Raw genomic sequence first — 21,157 nt, 5'->3', positions numbered from 1 at the left:
GGATCACCGGGCGGCGCTCCATCGACGGGTCGTGGTCCCCTCCCACCGGCGGCTGCACGCTTGGTGGTCGGTGCGGTGGGTGAAGGCTGTCACGCGGCCCGAGCGGCGCTGTTCGACCGGGTCGAACCGCTGCCGTGGGTGATTGCCGGGCGGTGCTTCGTCGGCGGGCGTGGTTCCCTTCCGCCGGCAGTTATGTGTGGTGGCTGGTGAGGTGGGCGAAGGCGACCACGTTGCCCATGTAGCGCCGTGTGGTTTGGTCGAAGCCGGCGCCGCAGGTGATCAGGCGGAGTTCCGCTGTCTTGGTGGCGCCGTAGACCCGTCGGTCCGGGAAGTGCTCGGCGCGGTAGACCTCGATCGCGTCGATCGTGAAGACCGCGGTGCCGCCGTCGGCGCGATCGACCTCGACCGTGTTGCCGCGATGCAGCGCCCCGAGGTGGTAGAAGACGGCCGGGCCCTGGTCGGTGTCCACGTGTCCGGCCACGATCGCGGTGCCGCCGGAGCCGGGCGACGTGCCCCTTCGATACCAACCCGCGAGGTTGGGCTCGTCGGTCGGCGGGGCCGCGAGCCTGCCCCCGCTCTCCAGGTCCAGGCCGGTCAGTGGGGCGTCCACGCCGATGGCCGGGATCCGCACGCGGGTCGGCGCGGCGGCGGGCAGCGGGGCGAGCGGCGGCGGATCTTGCGGCGCGGGTCGGGCCTCGTCCGGGTACACGTCCGCGACACCGGGCTGCGGCGGCGGCCCCGGAGTCCCGGTGCCGTTGACGAGCAGCGCGACCCCCAGACATATCGCCACCACCCCCGCCCCGACCGGCCCGATCCTCCGCTTCACCACACGCTCCTCGGCGACGACCTCTGACTCCACCGAACCTCCCGTCACTGCGATCGAGGTGGGTCGACATCGACCCGGGGCTGCTGGTGATGCCCGACGTCACACGCCGCCGGTGGTGGCGCCGACTCACTGACGTGAGGGAGCGACACATGGTCGACGGGGCGCAGGTGGGTGAAACACACGACGTCGGCAGCGCACGCCCGCCGAGTCGAATGGGCAGAGCATCGCCGGTGGCGCGGGCCCGGCGGCAAGCGCGCGAAGCGCCATCGATGGCACGAACGCGGGCTGCGCCGTCGCCGGGTCGCGCCCCCGCCCGCCGCTGCGCCCGCCGCGCCCCCTCGTCCGTGGCCGTCCGAGTGCCCGCGTCGCCGATGTGGATCGGGCGGCGCGGGCACCTGGTGCGTGGGGGTCAGGGGTTGCCGGCGTTGCGGCGGCGGTGCAGCACGATCAGGCCCGCGCCGGCGGCGAACAGGCCTGCGCCGAGGGCGATGTCGGCGTTGGTGTCGGTGTCGCCGGATCCGTCGGACGTACCGCCCGCGCCGGTATGCATGCTGCCCGAGGGGGCTGCGGCGTGTGCGTCCTCGTGGCCGGGGGCGTTGCCATGCGCCGACTCGGGCTTGCCGTCCGCACCCTTGCCGTCGGCGGCCTTGGTGTCGGCGGCCTTGCCATCCGCACCCTTGGCGTCTGCGGTCTTGGCGTCTGCACCCTTGGCGACTGCGGCCTTGGCGTCCGGGCACTGCTTGGCGGCGTTCGAGGCGGTGGTGGTCATCTCATTCTTGGCGCGTTCGAGTTGGTCCTGGTGGGACTTGTCGGGCCGGCCGGCGGCCGTGGCGGTGTCCTTGCCGTAGTCGGCGACGGCCGCGTCGTACGCCAGTTGCGCTTTCGCGGCGTCGGCGACCGCCTTTGCGCACTCCGCCGGATTGCTCTGGGACGAGGCCGGTGCGGCGGCATAGGCGAGCGCCGGGGCGGCCAGGGCGAGACTCGCGCCGAGCAACGGCGGACCGAGCAGCCTGTGGATCGAACGCATGATGGAACCTCCGGCGAGCGCGGACGCGATAGCGACCTACCGCTGGGACAGCCGTGCTCGCGACTTCCAGGTAAGCCGGGCGGATACCCTCGCGCACGCCGAAATCACCCGAAATGGGATCGAACAGCCACGCTCCGTAAGCATGGGATTCCCGGTTTCCCCGCCCACACGGCCCCGACGAACCGGAGACACATTTCCGCCCCCGTCTACCCGAACGGGTGACCTGCGGCGTGCCCGCCCGCGCCGTCGCGGCGGCATCCCACCCCCGTGTGTGGGATGACGCCGCGACGGCTCGGGTCCGGAAGCGTCAGTGGGTGCTTCCGCCCTGGGCGGTGATGTCGGTGGTACGGGTGGCGGCGGTGGTCACGATCGCCCGCAGCGCGTCGGCGATGGCGGGCAGCGGGAGCGAGGCGACGGCACGGTCGGCCACCTGCTCGGAGGCGAAGGGGACGTGTACGAAGCCGCCCCGGGTGGTGGGCCGTTCGGTGGCGATCAGGTGCATCAGGCCGTAGAAGACGTGGTTGCAGACGAAGGTGCCCGCCGTCGAGGACACCGACGCCGGCACACCCGCCGCGCGCGCCGCCGCGACGCACGCCTTGATCGGCAGGCCGGCAAAGTAGGCGGCGGGCCCGGTCTCGACGATGGGGACGTCGATCGGCTGCCGGCCGGCGTTGTCCGGGATGCGGGCGTCGTCGACGTTGATCGCGATCCGCTCCACCGTGACGTCCGGCCGGCCGCCGGCCTGGCCCACGCACACCACCAGGCCCGGGTCGACCCGCTCCACGGCGGACCGCAGTTCGTCGAGCGCGGTCCCATATACACAGGACAACCGCACCGCCGTCACCTCCAGGTCCGCCGCGGCCCCGGGCTCCGCCGCTACCAGTCGCACCGCCTCCCACGACGGATTGCTCGCCTCGCCGGCGAAAGTGTCGAATCCGGTGAGGAGTACGCGGGTCATGGGTGATGCCTCCTGAAACGGCGGAGCAAAGCGGGTGACGAAAGGGCCCGATCGCAACGCGAGAACGAATCGCGAGAACGAATCGCGAGAACAAAACGCGAGAACGAAACGCCAAGCCGGAACGCAAAACCTCGAAACGCGAGGTCAGAACGCGAAGGCCGACATGATGCCGATGTTGACCACGAGCAACGCACCCGCCGTCGGCAACTGCGCCTTGATCGGACCGTATTGGTCCTTGAGCCCGAGCAACGCCGCAGGCACGATGTTGAAGTTGGCGGCCATCGGTGTGCACAGCGTGCCGCAGAAGCCGGCGAGCATCCCGAGCGCGAGCACCACGGCCGGGTCGCCGCCGCCCTCGACCACCAGCACCGGCCAGCCGATCGCCGCGGTCATCACCGGGAAGGCGGCGAAGGCGTTGCCCATGATCATGGTGAACAGGAACATGCCCAGGCAGTACACGATCACCGCGACGTAGATCTTGCCGTCCGGCAGCACCTTCGAGGTGATCACGCCGACCTGCTTGCCGACACCCGACACCTGGAAGATCGAGCCGAGCGTGGCCAGCAGTTGGGGCATCAGCAAGGCCCAGCCCATCGCCTCCAGCATCGACCGGCCCTCGTGCACGGGCACGCTGATCCGCTTCTCGCGGACCACCAGCATGCCCACGACGAGCGCGACGATCGCGCCGACGCCGAGCCCGAGGATGGTCTCGCTGCCCTTTTGCAGCACCGGTTCGGTGCCGATGTGCCACTTCTTCACGAACACCGCGCACACCATCGCCACCACCGGGATGGTCAGTGCCGGGATGAAGATGCGGCTGCCGAGCCGGGACGCGATGGCGACCCGCTGCTCACGGCTGGTGGTGGGCACGGTGCCCTTGCCGGTGAAGCCGAAGCCGGCCAGACAGACCATCACCAGCACGGCCACGCCCAGCGGTTCGGCCGGGGAGGTCTTCTCCACGACCCGGGTGCTGTAGATGAAACCCGCGCCGAGCAGGCCCCAGAACGCGGCGCTGCCGAAGCGCTTGGGATTGCTGCGATCCACCAGCATCTGCGCGGCCATCACCAGGAAGACGGCGCCGACCAGCCAGAAGAACCATTCGACCTTGATCACTTGAGCTTCCCCTCGGCGGCGGAGTCGACGGCGGACGCCATGGCGGGGACGGCCCCCGCACCGGCCGGCGCCGCGGCGAAGTCGCGGGCCAACGTGCGGTCCAGGCGCAGCAGTCGGGCGCCGTGGATGAGGAACGCGAAGACGGCGGTGGGGATCGCCCACAGCGCCACGTGCAGCGGCTCGATGTGCTGGTGGTACGTGGTGTTCACGAAGCCCGTGATCAGCAGGATGGAACCGACCGCCAGGAAGCAGTCCTCACCGAAGAACAGGCCGACGTTGTCCGCGCCCGCCGAGTGCGAGCGGATCTTCTCGCGCGTCTTCTCGGGCAGCGGGCCGTGGCTGCGCTCGGCGGCGCCCTCGGCCATCGGCACGACGAGCGGGCGCACCGTCTGGGCCGGGCCGCCCAGGCTGACCAGGCCCACGGCGGCGGTGATTTGCCGCAGTCCCAGGTAGAGCACCAGGAAGCGGCCGGTGGTCAACTTGCCGAAGCGCGCGATCAGCGTACGGGCCTGTTCCTGGAGGCCGTTGCGTTCCAGGAGCCCGATGACGGGCAGGGTGATGGCGAAGATCGTCACGCCGCGACTGGACGCGAAGCCGTTGCCGAAGGCGGCCAGCACTTCACGCGGCGACAGGTCGCCCAGCAGGCCGGTGGCCACACCGGAGACACCGACCACCAACAGGGGGTTGCGTCGGGTGGCGAACCCTACGATCACCAGTAGGACGCCGAGGAGCACAATCATTGCGCAGCCTTCCACGCTCGGGTCCTCGAACAGTGGGGACGAGGAGGTGCCGAGGAGGCTAGGCTATTGTTGAACAATCCCACAAGACCTTGTGAACGGCGCGGGAAATTGGTGTACTCCTCCCGCACCGCTCGTCGCACTCTGGGGGACTCCACCGTATGACCCAAGATGTCGACCTTGCCCGGACTTCCGGCGACGATACACTCAGCCGTCTGGCCGCCGACCGCGACCTCCTCGGTCGCGCCGGCACCGCGCAGCGCGTCGCGGAGGTGTTGCGGGATCGGATCGCCGAGGGCGCCCTGCCACCCGGCACCCGGCTCTCCGAACAGGCCCTGGGCGCCGCCCTCGGCGTCTCCCGCAACACGCTGCGCGAGGCGTTCCGCACGCTGGTCGACAATCGCCTGGTGGTGCACGAGATGAACCGGGGCGTCTTCGTCCGGATGCTCGACCCCGACGACGTCACCGACATCTACGCCGTCCGACGCGCCCTCGAAGGCACCGGCCTGCGGGCGGTCTGTACGGCGGCGCCGGAGCGGATCGCGGCCCTGCACGCCGCGGTCGCGGGCGGCGAGGCGGCGGCCGAGGCGGGTGACTGGGCCGAGGTGGGCACCGCCGACCTGCGTTTCCACCGGGCCCTGGTGGCGCTCGCGGGCAGTCCGCGGCTCGACGAGTACATGACCCGCCTGATCGCCGAACTGCGCCTGGCCTTCCTGGCCATGCCCTCGGCGAGAGCGCTGCACGAACCGTTTCTGCGGCGCAACCGGGAGATCGTGGACCTGCTCGCGGGCGGCGACTTCGACGGCGCGACGGTGGTTCTGGACCGGTATCTCGACGACGCGTGCGAGATGATCTGCACCGCGATGCGAATGGACGGCGCATGAGCGTGAACGCCGACGCGACCCCGACGGGCGAGGACTCGGGCTCCGTCGTGATCGACCTCAACGCCGATCTCGGCGAGGGCTTCGGGCGGTGGCAGCTCACCGACGACGAGGCGTTGCTCTCCGTGGTCACCAGCGCCAACGTCGCGTGCGGCTTCCACGCCGGGGATCCGGTCACCATGCGCCGGGTGTGCGAGCTGGCCGCCGAGCGCGGTGTGCGGATCGGCGCGCAGGTCTCCTACCGCGACCTGGCCGGCTTCGGGCGCCGGGCGATGGACGTGCCCGCCGCCGAACTGGCCGCCGAAGTCGCGTACCAGATCGGCGCGTTGGAGGTGTTCGCGCGCGCCGCCGGTTCGCGCGTGTCCTATGTCAAACCACACGGGGCGCTGTACAACCGCACCGTGTGGGATGCCGATCAGGCCGGCGCGGTGGTGGCCGGCGTGCTCCTGGTCGGCGGCGCGTTGCCGGTCCTGGGGCTGCCGGGCTCGCGCCTGCTCGAAGCCGCCGAGTTCGCCGAACTGCCTTGTGTGCCCGAGGCGTTCGCGGACCGCGCATACACCGCGCGGGGCACCCTGGTGCCGCGCGCGGAACCCGGTGCCGTCGTTCACGACGGCGACCGGGTCGTGGCCCGCTCGTTGACGATGGCGCGTGAGGGCGCCGTCGTCGCCATCACTGGAGAGCGGGTCGCCGTCTCGGCCCGGTCGCTGTGCCTGCACGGCGACACCCCGGGCGCGGCCGAGTCGGCGCTGCGGGTCCGCCGCGCGCTGCTGGCCGCCGATGTGTCCCTGGAGCCGTTCGCGTGAGGACCTTGCCGGTGGGCCGACACGCACTGCTCCTGGAGGTGGACACGGCCGACCGGGCCGAGGCACTGCACGCCGAACTGCTGCGCCGGCGCGCGGCGGGTACGCTGCCGGCCGTCCGGGAGATCGTCCCGGCGGCCCGCACCGTCCTGCTCGACGGGCTCGCCGACCCCGCCGCGCTGGCCGCGGACGTCACGGGCTGGCGCATCCCGCCGCTGTCGCCGGAGGCGGGCGAACACATCGAGATCGCGGTCCGCTACGACGGGCCGGACCTGGCCGAGATCGCCGGACTGTGGCGCGAGCCGGTCGAGCGCATCCCCGAGATCGTCGGGGCGATCACCTTCCGGGTGGCGTTCTGCGGCTTCGCGCCCGGTTTCGGCTATCTGACCGGCCTGCCCGAGCGCTATCACCTGGCCCGCCGGGCCACCCCGCGCACTGCGGTCCCGGTCGGCTCGGTGGGCTTCGCCGGGGAGTACGCGGGCGTATATCCGCGCTCCTCGCCCGGCGGCTGGCAACTGGTCGGCAGCACCGACGCGGTCCTGTGGGACGCCGACCGCGAGCCGGCCGCGCTGTTCGCTCCCGGTGTCCGCGTCCGCTTCGTGGCGGTGGGGCCGTGAGCACGGGACGCGGCGGCGTGGGCGGAACCGAGGCCAGGCGGGCGGAGCGGGACAAGCCGCGCCGGGGCGAGGCGGGTCGGGGCGAGACTCGCCGGCGGGGGGTGAGCGGGGGTGAGGCGGCGCAGCGCGATCCGGGGTCGGAGGGGCCTCGGGTCACCCACGTGAGTGACGCATCACGCACGATCGAGGTGATTCGAGCCGGCGCGCTCACCACCGTCCAGGACCTGGGCCGAATCGGCTTCGCACACCTGGGAGTGCCACGCTCGGGCGCACTCGATCAGCCGGCCCACCGCCTCGCCAATCGCCTGGTCGGCAATCCCCCCGAGGCGGCAACCCTGGAGACCACTCTGACGGGCACCGCCGTGCGGGTGCGCCGAACCACCGTGGCCGCGGTGGTCGGCGCACCCTGCCCGGTCCGCGTCGCCGGTCGCCCCGTCGCGTGGGGCGCGGCGATCCGAGTGCCGGCCGGCGCCGTCCTCGAGGTCGGGCCGGCCACCGCGGGCCTGCGCACGTACGTGGCACTCGCCGGCGGCGTGGCGGTCGAACCGGTCCTGGGCAGCCGATCCACCGACCTGCTGTCCGGACTCGGCCCGCCCCCACTCGCCGACGGCGACCTGCTCCCACTCGGCGAGCCCACCGGCCCCACCCCGCCGGGCGCGGACGTCCACCGCCGATCGGGCCCGCCCACCGAACTGGTACTCCCCCTGGTACTCGGCCCCCGGCAGGACTGGTTCACCGACGCCGCCCGTAACTCCCTCGGCGCCGCCCACTACACCGTGGCCTCGGCAAGCAACCGCATCGGACTACGCACCGACGGCCCCGCCCTGACCTGGGCACGCACCGAGGAACTCCCCAGCGAGGGCATGGTGTTGGGCGCGGTACAGGTCCCGCCCGACGGCCGCCCGGTCCTGTTCCTGGCCGACCACCCGGTCACCGGCGGCTACCCGGTAATCGGCGTCGTCCCAGAGGAACACCTACCCGCCGCCGCCCAAGCAACCCCGGGCACCCCGGTCAGATTCACCCCCACCACCCACTGAACCCCAACCCCACGCGGCCCGTTCCCACCCCAAAAGCCCCACACACACGGGCCACCCAAAGCCCACCCAAACCCGGCCCCACCCAGCCGAGACGCAACCCCCGCCACAAACGCCCGACCCACCCGGAACGGCTCCTGGCGGGGGCAACCGCACCACCCACCCTCCCCGCCACCGGACGCCTACTCGCCGGTAGCAGCCCCGAGCCCGCCTTCGAAGCCCGGCCCGGCCGCTTGCACATCACCCCCACCCACCCAGCATCTCGCCCGATTTGTCCATGAGTTCATCACACTCCCGCCCATGAATTCCTCACTCCGCATTGATGACGAATGCGACTTTCGGCGGCTTCGGGGCGCCGGCAGTGTTCCGGTTGGCACCCGGTCTTCCGGACGGAATAGGAGTGCGATGAATCAGGGATACGCGGTCTTCTGCGACGCCGATCGGCTGTTCTACGACGCGCCGTATCGGCTCCGCGCGGACGACGCCGGCCTGGCCACGCACTACGCCACGCTGAGTCGCGAACTCCCCGTCGGCTGGCTGCGTAACCCCTCCGGTGACTGGCTCGCGTTCCGGCCCGATCCGTGCGAACTGCCGGAGCAGGGCTGGAAGATCCACATCTCCGCCGTACACGCCAACGCCGAGCGGGTGTTGACCGTCGTCTGGGACTACTGCATCCCGCGCGGCATCGCGTTCAAGTGCATGCCGAGCCCGTATCTGCTGCACAACCGCAACGGCAAGTACGCCGACCGCGCGGCCAGCGGCAAGTTCGTCACCGTCTACCCCGCCGACGACGAGCAGTGTCGCGTGGTCGCGGAGGAGTTGTCCGCCCGTCTGGCCGGCGAGCCGGGGCCGTACATCCTGAGCGATCTGCGCTGGGGCGAGGGGCCGGTGTTCCTTCGCTACGGCAGCTTCACCGAGCGCAACTGCCACGACGCGCGCGGCGAGTTGTGTCCGGCGATCGAGGACGACACCGGCACGCTCGTCCCGGATCGGCGCGAACCCACGTTCCAGGTACCGCCGTGGCTGGACCTGCCCGCGTTCCTGGAGCCTCACCTGGCCGCCCGCGCCGCGACCACGGTCGGCGAACTCCCGTACCGGATCGAGCGCGCGCTGCACTTCTCCAACGGCGGCGGGGTCTACCTGGGCCGGGACCCGCGCACCGACGAGCAGGTCGTCCTCAAGGAGGCCCGACCGCACGCCGGACTGGGCGCCGACGGCGCGGACGCGGTCACCCGCCTCGAACGCGAGCGCGACGCGCTGCGCCGGCTGAGCGGACTGGCCTGCACGCCCGAGGTGCGCGACTGGTTCACCCTCGGCGATCACCGGTTCCTGGTCCTGGAGTTCGTCGAGGGCCGCCCGCTGAACACCCTCTTCGCGCTCCGCCACCCGCTGATCGAGACGGACCCCACGCCGGAGTGCCTGGCCGACTACACCGCGTGGGCCATGCGGATCTACGGCCTCGTGGCCGACGCCGTCGAGGCGATCCACGCGCGGGGCGTGGTCTTCAACGACCTGCACCTGTTCAACATCATGATCCCCGAGGACGAACAGTCGGTCACACTCCTCGACTTCGAGGCCGCCGCGATCGACGACGACACGCGCCGTCAGGTGGTCGCCAGCCCCGGCTTCGTGGCGCCCGCCGACCGACGCGGCTTCGACATCGACCGCTACGCGCTCGCATGCCTGCGAATCGCCCTGTTCCTGCCGCTCACCAGCCTGTTCGCGGTGGACCGGAACAAGGCCCGGCACCTGGCCCAGGTCGCGCTCGCGGAGTTCCCGATCCCGGCCGGCTGGCTGGACCCGGCGGTCGAGGAGATCCTGCGCGGGTACGACCCGGCACCCGAACGCGAATCCGGGACGCCTCCCGAGCGGGAATTTGGTACGCCCCCCGAGCACGCCCGCGCCGACATCCCCAAGCCCGAACACGCCCGCGCCGACGCCCCGACCCCCGGGCCGAACCGGGCGGGGACCACCACCCCCAACAGTTCGCCCACCGTCTCCCCCTCCGACGGCTACCTCCCCGTAGCCCTCGCCGACTGGCCGCGCAGCCGCGACTCGATGGCCCGGGCGATCATCCTGTCCGCCACCCCCGACCGCGAGGACCGCTGCTACCCGGGCGACATCGCCCAGTTCGCCGTCCCGGGCGGCGGGGCGTGCCTCGGCTCCGGGGCCGCCGGCGTGCTGTACGCGCTGGCCGAGACCGGCGCCGAACGCCACCCGGCGGGCGAGGAATGGCTGTTGCGCGCGACCAAGAACCCGCCCGCCGGCAACCCACCCGGCTTCTACGACGGCCTGTCCGGCGTGGCCTGGATGATGGAGCGCCTGGGTCACCGCGATCGCGCCCTCGACCTGGTCGACCTGATCCTCGGTCAGAACCGGCACGGCCTCGGCGTGGACCTGCACAGCGGACTGGCCGGACTCGCCCTCGCGCTGGACGACCTCGCCCGCACCACCGGCGAACACGCTCTGCACGATCGGGCGTTGGCCTGGGCCGAACAGGTCGCCGACCGAATCCGCACCGGCCCCCCGTCGACCCGAGCCGGCCTCCTGTACGGCGCCACCGGCGGCGCCCTCCTCTTCCTGCGCCTGTACGAACGGCTGCGCGACCCGGGCCTGTTGGACGCCGCCGCGGACGCGCTGCGCAGTGACCTGGCCCGCTGTGTGGTCGCCATCGGCGGCGCCCTGCACGTGAGCGAGGGCCGCCGTACGATGCCCTACCTCGGCGCCGGCAGCATCGGCATCGCCATGGTCCTCGACGACTGCCTCGCGCACCGACCCGACGAGCAATTCGCCGCCGCCCGACTGGAGATCGCCCGCGCCGCCCGGGCCCGGTTCTACGCCCACCCCGGCCTGTTCCGGGGCACCGCGGGGATGATCCTGCACCTGAGCCGCACCACCGCCGACGAACATCACACACCCGATGAACCCCACACACCCGACACACGTGCCGCCGACCTGCGCCGGTTGGCCGACACGCTCTCCTGGGGCGCGATCCCCTACCGGGGCGAACTCGCCTTCGCCGGCGACCAGATGATGCGGCTCTCCATGGACCTGGGCACCGGCACCGCCGGTTGCCTGCTCGCACTGGGCAGCTCCCTGCACGACCATCCCGTGCACCTGCCCTTCCTCCCGCCGCCTCGGCGGCCCTGAAGCCGGTCCCGTTCTTCACGGACCGAGGCAGAATCGGCCCACCCTTCGGGCGGGTCGCGGCACCATCCCGTTCCACTACCGAGAGGAATGATCACCATGGCACTTCTCGACCTGCAGACGATGGCGGCGGAGGAGACCGAGCTGGGCGGCGGCGGCCACGGCGGCGGCAGCAACGTGAGCCTCCTGCTCTGCGGCAACAGCAGCCTGAGCCTGCTTCAGTGCCGCTGACCTCTGCCTCTCTTCGGGAGGCTCCGAGCACGCCTTCGAGCACGCCTCTGAGCACCCCGAGGTAGCCAGGACGAGTCGACAGCGGTCCCGGGCGGCGGCATTCCGCCCGGGACCGCTATTCGTGCATTACCCCCGCACCCCCACGCCCCCACACCTCCAACACCCCCCACACCCCCGCGACGAAAGCGAGGAACCGCGCCGGCATGGCCGCCACGGACCGCACCCCCGACGGCGCATCGGCCGCGCCCCCCGGGACCGCCCATCTGCTGGCCGGCGCCATGCGCCACAGCCCGGGCCGCACCGCGGCCGTCTTCCTGTGCAGCGCGGTGGCCGCCGGCATCGCGATCGTGCTCCCGGCCGTCCTGGGCCGCACCCTCGACCTGCTGCTCGACGACGCCGACGGCCTGCACGGCGCGGTCGTCCTGTGCGCGGTGCTGATCGTCGCCGAGATCGTCTGCACCGCCCTGGAGGCCCTGCTCGGCGGGGTCGTCACCGCCCGAAGTGCCGCCTGGTTGCGCCGACTCGGCGTGGACCACCTGCTCTCGCTCGCCCCGCACCGGGCCGGCGAACACGCACCGGGCGATCTGGTCACCCGACTCACCGGCAACGTGGCCGAGGCGAGCACGGCGCCGACCACCGCCGCTGCCGGCCTGGCCGCGCTGTTCGTCCCGATCGGTGGTCTGGTCGCGCTGGGCGTGATCGACCCGTGGCTGCTCGCGGTGTTCCTGGCCGGTGTCCCGCTGCTGGTCTGGCTGTTGCGTGCCTTCGCCCGCGGTTCCTCGGAGAGCGTGTCCGGCTACCAGAAGGTCCAGGGCGAGATCGCCACCCGACTGGTCGAGGCCCTGGGCGGCGCCCGCAGCATCGCCGCTGCCGGCGGTGCGGCCCGCGAACTCGAGCGGATCCTCGACTCGTTGCCCAGATTGAACGCGCAGGGGCGGCGGATGTGGCAGGTGTACGGGCGGGCCATGGCGGGAGCGGGCATCCTGGTCCCGCTGCTGAGCACGGCGGTGCTCGCGGTCGGCGGGGTACGGCTGGCCGGCGGGCACCTGACCGTGGGCGAACTGCTCGCCGCCTCGCGCTACACCGCGCTCGCCGCCGGACTGGGCGTGGCGGTCGGCGGCCTGGACGCGCTGGTGCGCAGCCGTTCGGCCGCGCGGCGCACCGCCGAACTGCTCGCGATCCCGCCGATGCGGCACGGCACCCGAGCGTTGCCGGCGTACGGTCCCGGGCGGCTCGAACTGTGCGGGGTCACCGTACTTCGGGGCGGCGAACCGGTGTTGCGCGGCGTGGATCTGGTCGTGCCCGGCGGCGCCACGATGGCCGTGGTCGGGCGCTCCGGCGCGGGCAAGTCGACGCTCGCCGCGGTCGCCGGGCGGTTGTGCGACGTGGACGCGGGCGTGGTGCTGCTCGACGGCGTGCCGCTGACCGAGATCGACCCGGCGCGGTTGCGCCGCGAGGTCGGCTACGCGTTCGAACGGCCCGCCCTGTTCGGCGAGACGATCGCCGACGGCATCGCTTTCGGGCCCTACCGACCGCAGCCCGCCGGGATCGAGGCCGCCGCCGCCGCGGCCGGCGCGGACACCTTCATCCGACTGCTGCCCGGCGGGTATGCCGCGCCGCGCACGACCGCGCCGCTGTCCGGCGGTGAACTGCAACGCCTTGGCCTGGCTCGGGCGTTCGCGCACGCGGGCCGGTTGCTGGTGCTGGACGACGCGACGTCCAGCCTGGACAGCGTCACCGAACTGCGGGTGGATCGGGCCCTGGTCCACGACGTCCGCGCGGGTACCCGGCTGCTGATCGCCCACCGGGTGTCCTCGGCGGCCCGGGCCGATCTGGTCGCCTGGCTGGAGGCGGGCCGGGTGCGCGCGGTCGGAACACACGAGCGGTTGTGGGAAGAGGCGGACTACCGGGCCGTGTTCGTCGCCGCCAAGGCGGACGACGCGTCGCCGGGGCCCGGTTCGACCCGGGACTCGACCGGGACATCGGAGTATGGCCCGATCGGGGACTCGACCGGGACATCGAGGTATGGCCCGATCGGGGATGGGCATTCGACCCGGGAGGGCAGGTGACCGAGGAGCGTTCCGGGGTGCCCGCCCTGGCCCGGCGTTTCCTGGCCCGACGCAGGCGGGTGCTGGTCCGGCTCGGCGCGTGGTCCCTCCTGGAATCGGCGCAGACCTTCCTCGGCGGCTACGGCGTGGCGATGGCGCTCGACCACGGTTTCCTGGCCGGCCACACCGGTACCGGCCTCGCCTGGCTCGCGGTCGCGGCGGTGGCGGTGATCTGCGGCGGGGCGGCCACCGGCGGGGTGTTTCGCGGACTGGCGGACCTGGTCGAGCCGTTGCGCGACGGGCTGATCCGCCGGGTGGCCGACCGGGCCCTGACCGAGGCGATCGAGGCCCCGTCGCGCGCGGCGGACGGGGCGGTGGTGTCCCGGTTGACCAATCAGACCGAACTTGCCCGGGACAGCTTCGCCGGACTGGTCCTGGTGGCCCGCTCGTTCGTTTTCACCATGCTCGGCGTGCTGCTCGGACTCGGCGCGCTGGCCCCGGAGTTGCTGATCGTAGTGCTGCCCCCGCTGGTGCTCGGCCTGGCGTTGTTCCTGGCCACGCTGGCGCCGATGGCGGCCCGGCAGCGGGTGTTCCTCGATGCCGACGAGGCGTTGTCGACGCAGCTCGGCGCGGTCGCCGAGGGGCTGCGCGACGTAGTGGCGGCGGGCGCCGGGGAGTCGGTCGCGGCACGGACGCATGCCCTGATCGAGGCCGAGGCCCGGGCGGCGCGGGTCCTGGCCCGGTGGGCTGCGGCCCGTACCGTCGCGCTGGGCGTGGCCGGGCAGTTGCCGGTGTTGCTGCTCCTGGTCACCGCGCCCTGGTTGTTGCGGCAGGGGTTGACCGCCGGAGCCCTGCTGGGCGCGCTGACCTACCTGACCCAGGCCCTGCTGCCGGCCCTGCACACCCTGATGAACGCACTCGGCGCGGCGGGGACACGGCTGCTGGTCGTGCTCGATCGACTGACCTCCGGGCCGCGAAGTGCCGTTCACGGCGAGCCGGTTGCCGGGGAGCGGGACAGCCCCGCGGCCGAACGCGGCGCCTCCGCCCGGGTCGAGATACGCGGGCTGACCTTCGCGTACGGCCCGAACGCCCAGCCGGTCCTGCGCGACCTGGATCTGAGCGTCGAACCCGGCGAGCACCTCGTGGTGGTCGGCCCCAGCGGGATCGGCAAGTCGACGCTGGCCGCGCTGATCGCCGGCCTGCTCGAACCGGACCGGGGCGAGATCCGGGTGGCGGGGCAACCGGTGACGCCGATCGCTGCCGAACCCTCCCGCCGACGCGTGCTCATCCCGCAGCAGGCGTACGTGTTCACCGGCAGCGTCCGGGAGAACCTGCTGTACCTGTGCCCGGACGGCGCGTCGCCCGCCGCGCTGACCGCGACCGCGGCCGCGGTCGGTCTGCTGCCCCTGATCCACCGACTGGGCGGCTTCGACGCGCCGGTGGACCCCGCCTCCCTGTCCCAGGGCGAGCGCCAATTGCTCGCGCTCGGCCGGGCGCACCTGTCACCCGCGCCCCTGGTACTCCTGGACGAGGCCACCTGCCATCTCGATCCGGCGGCGGAGGATCGGGCCGAACGGGCCTTCGCCGAACGGCCCGGGACGCTGATCGTGGTGGCTCACCGGATCAGTTCGGCGCATCGGGCCGACCGGATCCTGGTGCTGGACGGGGTGCACGCGGTGTGCGGGACGCATCGGGAACTCCTGGACCGGTCACCGCTGTACCGCGACCTGGTCGGCCACTGGCACGCGGAACGCATCTGATCGGCCGTCCGGGCTCCGGGGGCGGCGGCGTGCGGGGCCAGGAGGCGTGGCCCCGCCAGGTCCGCCACAAGAAAAACGGACCCTAGACCCACCCGGCGTCGCGCGAGATGCGGATCGCGTCGATCCGGTTGCGGGCACCGGTCTTGCGGGTGATCGCGCACATGTAGTTCCGTACCGTCCCGATGCTCAGCCGCAGGCTGCGGGCGATCTCCGGGGCCGAGGCGCCCTTCGCGGCGAGCGAGAGCACCCCCAGTTCGCGGGGCGTCAGCGGTGCGGTCGCGGCGCGCAGCAGGTCGAGCGCGAGCGTACCGTCCACGTAGCGGCGGCCATTGGCCATCAGTCTTATCGCGCGCGGCAGTTGCAGCGGTTGGGCGTCCTTGTCCACGAAGCCCAGCGCCTTGGCCTCCGCCGCCCGGCGCAGGCTGCCCGGCCGCGCGGTGGTGGCCAGTACCAGCAATGCGCAGTCCCGGTCGACGGGACGACTCGGTAAACGGGATGCGCCGGGACAGTCCACGTCCACCACGCATACGTGCGGACGTTGGGCACGCGCCCGGTCGGGAGCGCTCTCCCAACTCTCGGCGACCACCTCGATGTCCTCCTCCCGATCGAGCAGCGCGGTCAGCGCCGATCTCATCAGCTCCGTGTCGTGCACCAAGAGAACCCTGATCATGTCCGCCCCCAGTCTGTGCCGACGCGCCTGAGGTGCCCGCCAAGCACGTCGATAGGTACCCCATCCCGAGAGTCTCAGCACTACCTGTAATCGGATGATTCTTTAATGCGACATTCAGATCTCGGGTTCTCGTCTCCTGTCGAACCATGATCGAGCCGGGCCGCTATCAACCGAGGGTTCGAAGGACTTCGGACACGCCGCCCGCGCCATCGCCGGCCGGGGTATACGGGGCTTGCGCGCCAAGGAGTCGGCCGCCGAGGCCGGCGTCGGCTCGGGGCTCAGGCTCGGGGCTCAAGCCCGGGGCTCAGGCTCAGTCGTCGTCGCCGCCGAAGACCTCCTCTGCGAGCATGCCGCCCAGGAAGCCCGCCGCCGCGCCGGTCGCCATGCCGCCGACCATCCCACCCAGGCCGGAGCCGCCGCCGCGCGCGCCGGCCCGCGATCCCGCCTCGCCGCCGGTGTTCACCCACGGGCTCGGCCGCATCGCGTCGTACGACGAACCGCCGTGCGGGGTACGCGCCGCGTACTCCTCGACGGCGCGCCGGATCCAGGTGTCCACCGTGCCCGCGAGGTCCTTGTTCAGGTCGGTGTGGTCGAGGCGGGTGCCGGTGTCGACGCCCAGGCCCGGACCGAGGCCGAACGTTTCGCCGCGCGGGCCCACGCGCACCGAGACGTGGGTGGCGTTCGGGGTGGAGCGGAAGGACAACGCCACCTCCCCGCACCTGTCGGCGTAGCGCGGGGCGGCGTGGAACGCGACCTCCTGGCGGAACGGCAGGTCCTGCTCGGCTTCGAACCGACCCATCGTCGGATCGGCGTCCTTGAAGGTGAAGCCGAGCGCCAACGCGGCCTCCAGGACCCGCTGTTGCACCGGCAGCGGGTCGATGTCGACCGCGTCGACGCTGTGCCGCCGGCGACGACCGTCCAGGGCCATCAGCGTGCGCAACCCCACCGCCGGGTTGGCCAGACGTTGCCCCCCGATGGTGGTGAACGGCGCCGCCCAGGGCACCGGGAACGAGAACGGCAACTCCCGCTCCTCCCGCGCGGCCAGACGCAGCGGGCCGCTCACCACGGCGTCGGCGAACGGGATGGGGCCCTCGCCCGCGCCGGCGGGACGCCCGATGCCGGCGGCCGTCGACAGGACGAGGGACAACGTCACGCCGCCGACCTCGGCCGGGCGGCTGCCGCCGACCAGGGTGACCCGGCCCCGGAGGGTTTCGCCGGGCCGGGTCACGGGCGTCGACAACGTCGTCCGTACGTCGGGGGCGCCCACGCCGATGGCATCGAGAACACGGTTGAACACCATCTGGTGCTTTCCTTTCGGAGATGTGCGGTCGCAGATAGGAACGCGCACGAAGCTCCGATAGTTGCATACTTGCGCAACTTTTAAATCACAGCACCCCGAGAGGACCTACACGCCCGCCTCGCGCACCCGTTCGGCGAACTGCTCCGAGGTGACCACGTCGGCCGTGGACTGGGCCAGCACCACCAGCGCCGCGCGGTGCACCTCCTCGGCCGACATCGCGCCCCAGCCCAGGTCGGGGTGGTCGTAGGTGGCGCAGGCGTCGGCGATCACCAGCGTCCAGTAGTCGCGGAACATCGCGTCCCGGGCGGTGGCGTGCACGCAGTCCTCGGTGGTCACGCCGGTCACCGCGACCGTGGTGATGCCCCGACCGCGCAGCAGCATGTCCAGATCGGTGCCGTGGAATCCGCTGTAGCGGTGCTTCTTGACCACCACCTCGCCCTCGGCGGGCGCCACGTCGGGGTGGATCTCGCTCCCGGGCGTGCCGTCGACCAGCGCCTCGCCCGCCGCGATCGGCGGGTACAGGTCGCCGTAGCGCCCCCGGTCGGAGCCGTCGGCGCGGTGTACGTGCGCGGTGTAGACGACCATGATCCCGGCCTTGCGACACAGGTCGAGCAGGCCGGCGAGAGTGGGCAACATGGCGCGCCCGGCGGGCGATTCCAGCGGCGCGCCGGGGGAGATGAAGTCGTGCTGCACGTCGACGACGATCAGCGCGGTGCGCGCCGGATCGACGGTACTCACCTGGTAGCCCATGACGCGGACCTCCTCGACACCGTCTGGATATGGCGTTGAATTGACGGACGCCACAGTAGCTCTATATCCCAAGGTTGAGAAGATCCGTTCCCGGGACAGAGCCAGGGCGAGGGCAGAGCCAGAGCCAGAGTCAGCGCGCCGCCAGCGTGTCGTCCACCCACTCGCTCGCGAGCACCTCGTCCAGGACCAGGCTGCCGGCGCCGAGCATGCACGCGTCCCGACCGGTGACCGCCGTGGCGATCTCCAGGTCGCGGGTGGCCAGCGGGAGGCAGCGCTCGTAGATCGCCCCGCGTACGGCGGCCACGAACGGCTCGGCGGCGGACAGGCCGCCGCCCAGGACGAGCACGTCGGGGTTGAAGAAGTTCACCAGCGGGACGAGCACCTGCCCGGCCAGCCGGCCCGCGTTGCGGACCAGCGTGGTCGCCTCCGGCACGCCGTCGTTGACCAGTTCGACCAGATGGCGCGAGGAGGTGACCTCGATGCCCTGCGCGCGCAGTATGCGGCGCAGCGCCGCGCCGCTGGCGTGCGCCTCCAGGCAGTCGGAGTGGCCGCACGAGCAGGTGACCGGCTCGGGCACGTGTACGGGGACGTGGCTGATGTCGCCGGCGGCGCCGCGTCCGCGATGCAGTCGGCCGGAGACGATGATGCCGCAGCCGATGCCGGTGCCGGCCTTGACCGCCATCAGGTTGTCCCGGTCCGGCCAGCCGTAGCGGTGTTCGCCGACCGCCATCAGGTTGGCGTCGTTCTCCACCACCACGCGTACGCCGAGCAGTTCGCTCATCCGGCGGCCGATCGGGAAGTCGTTCCAGCCGGGCATCCGGGACGGGGCGACCACCTTGGCCTCGCCGGGGTCGACGGGTCCGGGCATGCCGATGCCGACGCCGAGCAGCGGCAGGTGCTCGACCTCGGCCTGACGCAGCGTCATGCGCAGGTTGTCCAGGAGTCGTTCGATCACCCGCTCGGGGCCTTCGGCGATCTCGCCCGGGAGTTCGTGTTCCAGGAGCACCCGGCCGGCCAGGTCGAGCACCGCCATGCGCACGTGGTGGGTGCCGACGTCGACGGCGACGACGACGCCCGCGTTCTCGTGCAGGCGCAACTGTCGGGGTCGGCGCCCGCCTCGGGAGGCGCCCTCGCCGTCCTCGCGGAGCAGGCCGGCCTCTATCAGCTCCTCGACGCGCAGCGACACGCTCGACGGTGCCATGCCGCTCAACCGGGCGAGTTCCGCCCGGGATCGACCGTGCCCCTTGGCCACCAGTCGCACCAGGTCACCCGCGCTTCCACCCAACGTTCCACTCCCGTTCGAGGCACACCTGCTGCGGTACGGCAGTGACAGGAATAGCACACCCCGTAATAACCAGCAAGGCATTGACTTTATTCGAATTTCGCTTCTACTGTCACCTGAAACTTCGATTCCGAACAAAGATGGAGCGTTGATGAAGCCCGCGTCGCCTTCTTCCGCCGTAGTGACGCCCATGGTCGAGGCGCGGGCCATCAACAAGTCGTTCGGCGCGGTCCGCGTGCTGACCGACGTGGACCTGACCGTCGCGGCCGGCGAAGTCGTCGTACTGATCGGCCCGTCGGGCGCGGGCAAATCGACGCTGTGCCGCTGCCTGAACCGGCTGGAGAACGTCGACTCGGGTGTGGTCCTGCTGGACGGCGAGGAACTGCCCGCCGAGGGTCGGGCCCTGGCCCGGCTGCGCACCGAAGTGGGCATGGTCTTCCAGCAGTTCAACCTGTTCGCGCACAAGACCGTGCTACAGAACGTCACCCTCGGCCCGACCCGGGTCAAGGGTCTGTCCGCCGCCGACGCGGAGCGCCGGGCCCGGGAGTTGCTGGACCGGGTCGGCATCGCCGACAAGGCCGACCACTACCCGGCCCAGCTCTCCGGCGGTCAGCAGCAGCGGGCCGCCATCGCCCGGGCGCTGGCCATGCAGCCCAAGGTGATGTTGTTCGACGAACCGACCAGCGCGCTGGACCCGGAGATGGTCAACGAGGTCCTGGACGTCATGGTCGACCTGGCCCGCGAGGGCATGACCATGGTCGTGGTCACGCACGAGATGGGCTTCGCCCGCCGGGCCGCCGACCGCGTCGTGTTCATGGCGGACGGTCAGATCGTCGAGGTCGGCACGCCCGACACCTTCTTCACCGCCCCCACCACCGACCGCGCCCGCGACTTCCTGTCCAAGGTGCTCAGCCACTGACGCCCGCACTCCGCCGGGCCCGTCCGTCCCGTCCCCTCTGTACCCCTGCCTAGCTGCAAAGGAAGGCCCCGATGTCCGGCTTCCCCCTGCGTCGCCCGCGCTCCGGCGCGTCATCGCGTCGGCTGCGTACCGCCGTTCCGGCCGTTTTGGCCGCGTTGTCCCTGAGCGTGCTGGCCGCGTGTTCCAGCGACTCCTCGTCCGACGCCGTCCCCGGCGGCAAGCCGGCCGGCGAGGACGTCGCCAAGAAGGCCGAGGGCGCGCCCGACGCCGCCATCCTGCCCGGCTCCACGATGGCCAAGATCAAGGAGCGCGGCTACCTGATCGTCGGCGGCTCCCAGGACGCGCCGCTGTGGTCGCAGCTCAACCCGATATCCGGCAAGACCGACGGGTTCGACGCCGAGATGGGCCGGCTGCTGGCCAAGTACATCATCGGCAAGCCCGAGGTGAAGATCGTCAGTTCGGCCACCGAGACCCGTGAGGCGCTGCTGCAGAACGGCACCGTCGACGTGGTCTTCCAGACGTACACGATCACCCCGAAGCGGGCCGAGCAGGTCGCCTTCGCGGGCCCGTACTACTCCTCCGGCCAGGCCATCCTGACCAAGAAGGGCGCGAGCGGGATCAAGACGCCCGCCGACCTGAACGGGAAGACCGTGATCGCCGGCGCCAACACGCCCGCGATCGCCGCGATCAAGCAGGTCGCGCCGGACGCGAAGGTGGTCACCTTCGGCAGCGACCCCGAGTGCGTGACGGCGCTGCGCCAGGGCCGGGGCGACGCGTACGTGCAGGACCAGGCGTTGCTGGTGGCCGACGTGAAGCAGAACCCCGACACCACCGTCGTGGGCGAGCCGTTCACCTCCGACCCGTACGGCATCGGCCTGAAGAAGGACGACGCTGCGTTCAAGACGTTCGTCAACGACTGGCTGCGCAAGATCGGCCAGGACGGTTCGTGGCAGACGGTCTGGAAGCAGACGCTCGGCACGGTCGTCGAGGGCAACCCGCCGACGCCGCCCGCGATCGGCGGCGTCCCCGGCTCCTGAGCCCCGGGGTCGGGAGGGCG

Annotated in this window: 19 protein-coding genes; 10 read left to right on the top strand and 9 right to left on the bottom strand. The window is 72.0% G+C overall.

Translation table 11 applies throughout. The features are described from left to right. Nucleotides 1-190: 190 nt before the first annotated feature. The 5 genes from ACFXKZ_RS27625 to ACFXKZ_RS27605 all read right to left on the bottom strand — a co-directional run bounded on the left by ACFXKZ_RS27625 (nt 191) and on the right by ACFXKZ_RS27605 (nt 4,664). Nucleotides 191-859 (bottom strand): class F sortase, encoded by a 669-nt coding sequence (locus tag ACFXKZ_RS27625; RefSeq protein ID WP_380003719.1) that lies wholly within the window; start codon nt 857-859, stop codon nt 191-193. A gap of 376 nt (nt 860-1,235) precedes the next feature. Continuing rightward, entirely contained in the window at nt 1,236-1,853 is a 618-nt protein-coding gene (locus ACFXKZ_RS27620) for a hypothetical protein (RefSeq protein ID WP_380003718.1), read from the bottom strand. A 307-nt stretch (nt 1,854-2,160) separates the two neighbouring features. Further along, nucleotides 2,161-2,811, bottom strand: coding sequence for a pyroglutamyl-peptidase I (gene pcp / locus ACFXKZ_RS27615; protein WP_380003717.1), 651 nt, complete (start codon nt 2,809-2,811; stop codon nt 2,161-2,163). Nucleotides 2,812-2,955: 144 nt separating this feature from the next. Then, nucleotides 2,956-3,924 carry a DUF979 domain-containing protein gene (locus ACFXKZ_RS27610; protein WP_380003716.1) on the bottom strand — a complete coding sequence of 323 codons (969 nt, stop codon included), beginning with the start codon at nt 3,922-3,924 and terminating at the stop codon, nt 2,956-2,958. Continuing rightward, nucleotides 3,921-4,664 carry a DUF969 domain-containing protein gene (locus tag ACFXKZ_RS27605; protein ID WP_380003715.1) on the bottom strand — a complete coding sequence of 248 codons (744 nt, stop codon included), beginning with the start codon at nt 4,662-4,664 and terminating at the stop codon, nt 3,921-3,923. Before ACFXKZ_RS27605 ends, ACFXKZ_RS27610 begins: the two co-directional genes overlap by 4 nt. Nucleotides 4,665-4,822: 158 nt before the next feature. Between ACFXKZ_RS27605 and ACFXKZ_RS27600 the strand changes: the two genes are divergently transcribed. The 8 genes from ACFXKZ_RS27600 to ACFXKZ_RS27565 all read left to right on the top strand — a co-directional run bounded on the left by ACFXKZ_RS27600 (nt 4,823) and on the right by ACFXKZ_RS27565 (nt 15,179). Next, nucleotides 4,823-5,545, top strand: coding sequence for a GntR family transcriptional regulator (locus ACFXKZ_RS27600; RefSeq protein WP_380003714.1), 723 nt, complete (start codon nt 4,823-4,825; stop codon nt 5,543-5,545). Further along, nucleotides 5,542-6,345: a LamB/YcsF family protein gene (locus tag ACFXKZ_RS27595; RefSeq protein WP_380003713.1), complete on the top strand. Its 804-nt coding sequence runs from the start codon at nt 5,542-5,544 to the stop codon at nt 6,343-6,345. Before ACFXKZ_RS27600 ends, ACFXKZ_RS27595 begins: the two co-directional genes overlap by 4 nt. Then, nucleotides 6,342-6,959 carry an allophanate hydrolase subunit 1 gene (locus ACFXKZ_RS27590; RefSeq protein WP_380003712.1) on the top strand — a complete coding sequence of 206 codons (618 nt, stop codon included), beginning with the start codon at nt 6,342-6,344 and terminating at the stop codon, nt 6,957-6,959. The genes ACFXKZ_RS27595 and ACFXKZ_RS27590 overlap by 4 nt, the downstream gene beginning before the upstream one ends. Nucleotides 6,960-7,120: 161 nt before the next feature. Next, on the top strand, nt 7,121-7,996 hold the full coding sequence (locus tag ACFXKZ_RS27585; RefSeq protein ID WP_380003711.1) for a biotin-dependent carboxyltransferase family protein: 876 nt from the start codon (nt 7,121-7,123) through the stop codon (nt 7,994-7,996). A gap of 402 nt (nt 7,997-8,398) precedes the next feature. Then, on the top strand, nt 8,399-11,143 hold the full coding sequence (lanKC, locus tag ACFXKZ_RS27580; protein ID WP_380003710.1) for a class III lanthionine synthetase LanKC: 2,745 nt from the start codon (nt 8,399-8,401) through the stop codon (nt 11,141-11,143). Nucleotides 11,144-11,239: 96 nt separating this feature from the next. Continuing rightward, the gene (locus tag ACFXKZ_RS27575; protein WP_078980719.1) at nt 11,240-11,371 is read left to right on the top strand and encodes a SapB/AmfS family lanthipeptide; all 132 of its coding nucleotides are present in this window, start codon (nt 11,240-11,242) and stop codon (nt 11,369-11,371) included. A gap of 203 nt (nt 11,372-11,574) precedes the next feature. Continuing rightward, nucleotides 11,575-13,440 (top strand): ABC transporter ATP-binding protein, encoded by a 1,866-nt coding sequence (locus tag ACFXKZ_RS27570; RefSeq protein ID WP_380003709.1) that lies wholly within the window; start codon nt 11,575-11,577, stop codon nt 13,438-13,440. After that, a complete protein-coding gene (locus ACFXKZ_RS27565) occupies nt 13,437-15,179 on the top strand; it encodes an ATP-binding cassette domain-containing protein (RefSeq protein WP_380003708.1) in 1,743 nt (580 codons plus the stop codon). Before ACFXKZ_RS27570 ends, ACFXKZ_RS27565 begins: the two co-directional genes overlap by 4 nt. Before the next feature lie 82 nt (nt 15,180-15,261). On the opposite strand, the gene ACFXKZ_RS27560 is transcribed toward ACFXKZ_RS27565, so the two are convergent. The 4 genes from ACFXKZ_RS27560 to ACFXKZ_RS27545 all read right to left on the bottom strand — a co-directional run bounded on the left by ACFXKZ_RS27560 (nt 15,262) and on the right by ACFXKZ_RS27545 (nt 19,184). Next, nucleotides 15,262-15,849 (bottom strand): LuxR C-terminal-related transcriptional regulator, encoded by a 588-nt coding sequence (locus ACFXKZ_RS27560; protein ID WP_380003707.1) that lies wholly within the window; start codon nt 15,847-15,849, stop codon nt 15,262-15,264. Between the two features lie 310 nt (nt 15,850-16,159). Next, a complete protein-coding gene (locus ACFXKZ_RS27555; protein WP_380003706.1) occupies nt 16,160-17,149 on the bottom strand; it encodes a sporulation protein in 990 nt (329 codons plus the stop codon). Nucleotides 17,150-17,254: 105 nt separating this feature from the next. Further along, complete coding sequence (locus ACFXKZ_RS27550) at nt 17,255-17,899, bottom strand: isochorismatase family protein (RefSeq protein ID WP_380003705.1); 645 nt, start codon at nt 17,897-17,899, stop codon at nt 17,255-17,257. Nucleotides 17,900-18,029: 130 nt separating this feature from the next. After that, nucleotides 18,030-19,184: an ROK family protein gene (locus ACFXKZ_RS27545; protein WP_380003704.1), complete on the bottom strand. Its 1,155-nt coding sequence runs from the start codon at nt 19,182-19,184 to the stop codon at nt 18,030-18,032. 148 nt (nt 19,185-19,332) lie between these two features. On the opposite strand from ACFXKZ_RS27545, the gene ACFXKZ_RS27540 reads away from it, so the two are divergent. Together ACFXKZ_RS27540 and ACFXKZ_RS27535 are read left to right on the top strand one after the other, a co-directional pair. Next, on the top strand, nt 19,333-20,100 hold the full coding sequence (locus ACFXKZ_RS27540) for an amino acid ABC transporter ATP-binding protein (protein WP_380003703.1): 768 nt from the start codon (nt 19,333-19,335) through the stop codon (nt 20,098-20,100). Nucleotides 20,101-20,171: 71 nt separating this feature from the next. Further along, entirely contained in the window at nt 20,172-21,137 is a 966-nt protein-coding gene (locus tag ACFXKZ_RS27535; RefSeq protein WP_078980331.1) for a glutamate ABC transporter substrate-binding protein, read from the top strand. Nucleotides 21,138-21,157 lie beyond the last annotated feature (20 nt).

This window comes from Embleya sp. NPDC059237, assembly GCF_042754105.1.
Classification (GTDB): Bacteria; Actinomycetota; Actinomycetes; order Streptomycetales; family Streptomycetaceae; genus Embleya.
Note: the sequence above shows the minus strand (reverse complement) of the source record. Positions and strands in the feature narration are given on the sequence as shown.

Bases quoted from the DNA above. Each gene is read 5' to 3' on its own strand.
- lanKC (WP_380003710.1), top strand. From the start codon at position 8,399: ATGAATCAGGGATACGCGGTCTTCTGCGACGCCGATCGGCTGTTCTAC.
- ACFXKZ_RS27570 (WP_380003709.1), top strand. From the start codon at position 11,575: ATGGCCGCCACGGACCGCACCCCCGACGGCGCATCGGCCGCGCCCCCC.
- ACFXKZ_RS27605 (WP_380003715.1), bottom strand. From the start codon at position 4,664: ATGATTGTGCTCCTCGGCGTCCTACTGGTGATCGTAGGGTTCGCCACC.
- ACFXKZ_RS27575 (WP_078980719.1), top strand. From the start codon at position 11,240: ATGGCACTTCTCGACCTGCAGACGATGGCGGCGGAGGAGACCGAGCTG.
- ACFXKZ_RS27620 (WP_380003718.1), bottom strand. From the start codon at position 1,853: ATGCGTTCGATCCACAGGCTGCTCGGTCCGCCGTTGCTCGGCGCGAGT.
- ACFXKZ_RS27600 (WP_380003714.1), top strand. From the start codon at position 4,823: ATGACCCAAGATGTCGACCTTGCCCGGACTTCCGGCGACGATACACTC.
- ACFXKZ_RS27555 (WP_380003706.1), bottom strand. From the start codon at position 17,149: ATGGTGTTCAACCGTGTTCTCGATGCCATCGGCGTGGGCGCCCCCGAC.
- ACFXKZ_RS27560 (WP_380003707.1), bottom strand. From the start codon at position 15,849: ATGATCAGGGTTCTCTTGGTGCACGACACGGAGCTGATGAGATCGGCG.
- pcp (WP_380003717.1), bottom strand. From the start codon at position 2,811: ATGACCCGCGTACTCCTCACCGGATTCGACACTTTCGCCGGCGAGGCG.
- ACFXKZ_RS27550 (WP_380003705.1), bottom strand. From the start codon at position 17,899: ATGGGCTACCAGGTGAGTACCGTCGATCCGGCGCGCACCGCGCTGATC.
- ACFXKZ_RS27540 (WP_380003703.1), top strand. From the start codon at position 19,333: ATGAAGCCCGCGTCGCCTTCTTCCGCCGTAGTGACGCCCATGGTCGAG.
- ACFXKZ_RS27535 (WP_078980331.1), top strand. From the start codon at position 20,172: ATGTCCGGCTTCCCCCTGCGTCGCCCGCGCTCCGGCGCGTCATCGCGT.
- ACFXKZ_RS27595 (WP_380003713.1), top strand. From the start codon at position 5,542: ATGAGCGTGAACGCCGACGCGACCCCGACGGGCGAGGACTCGGGCTCC.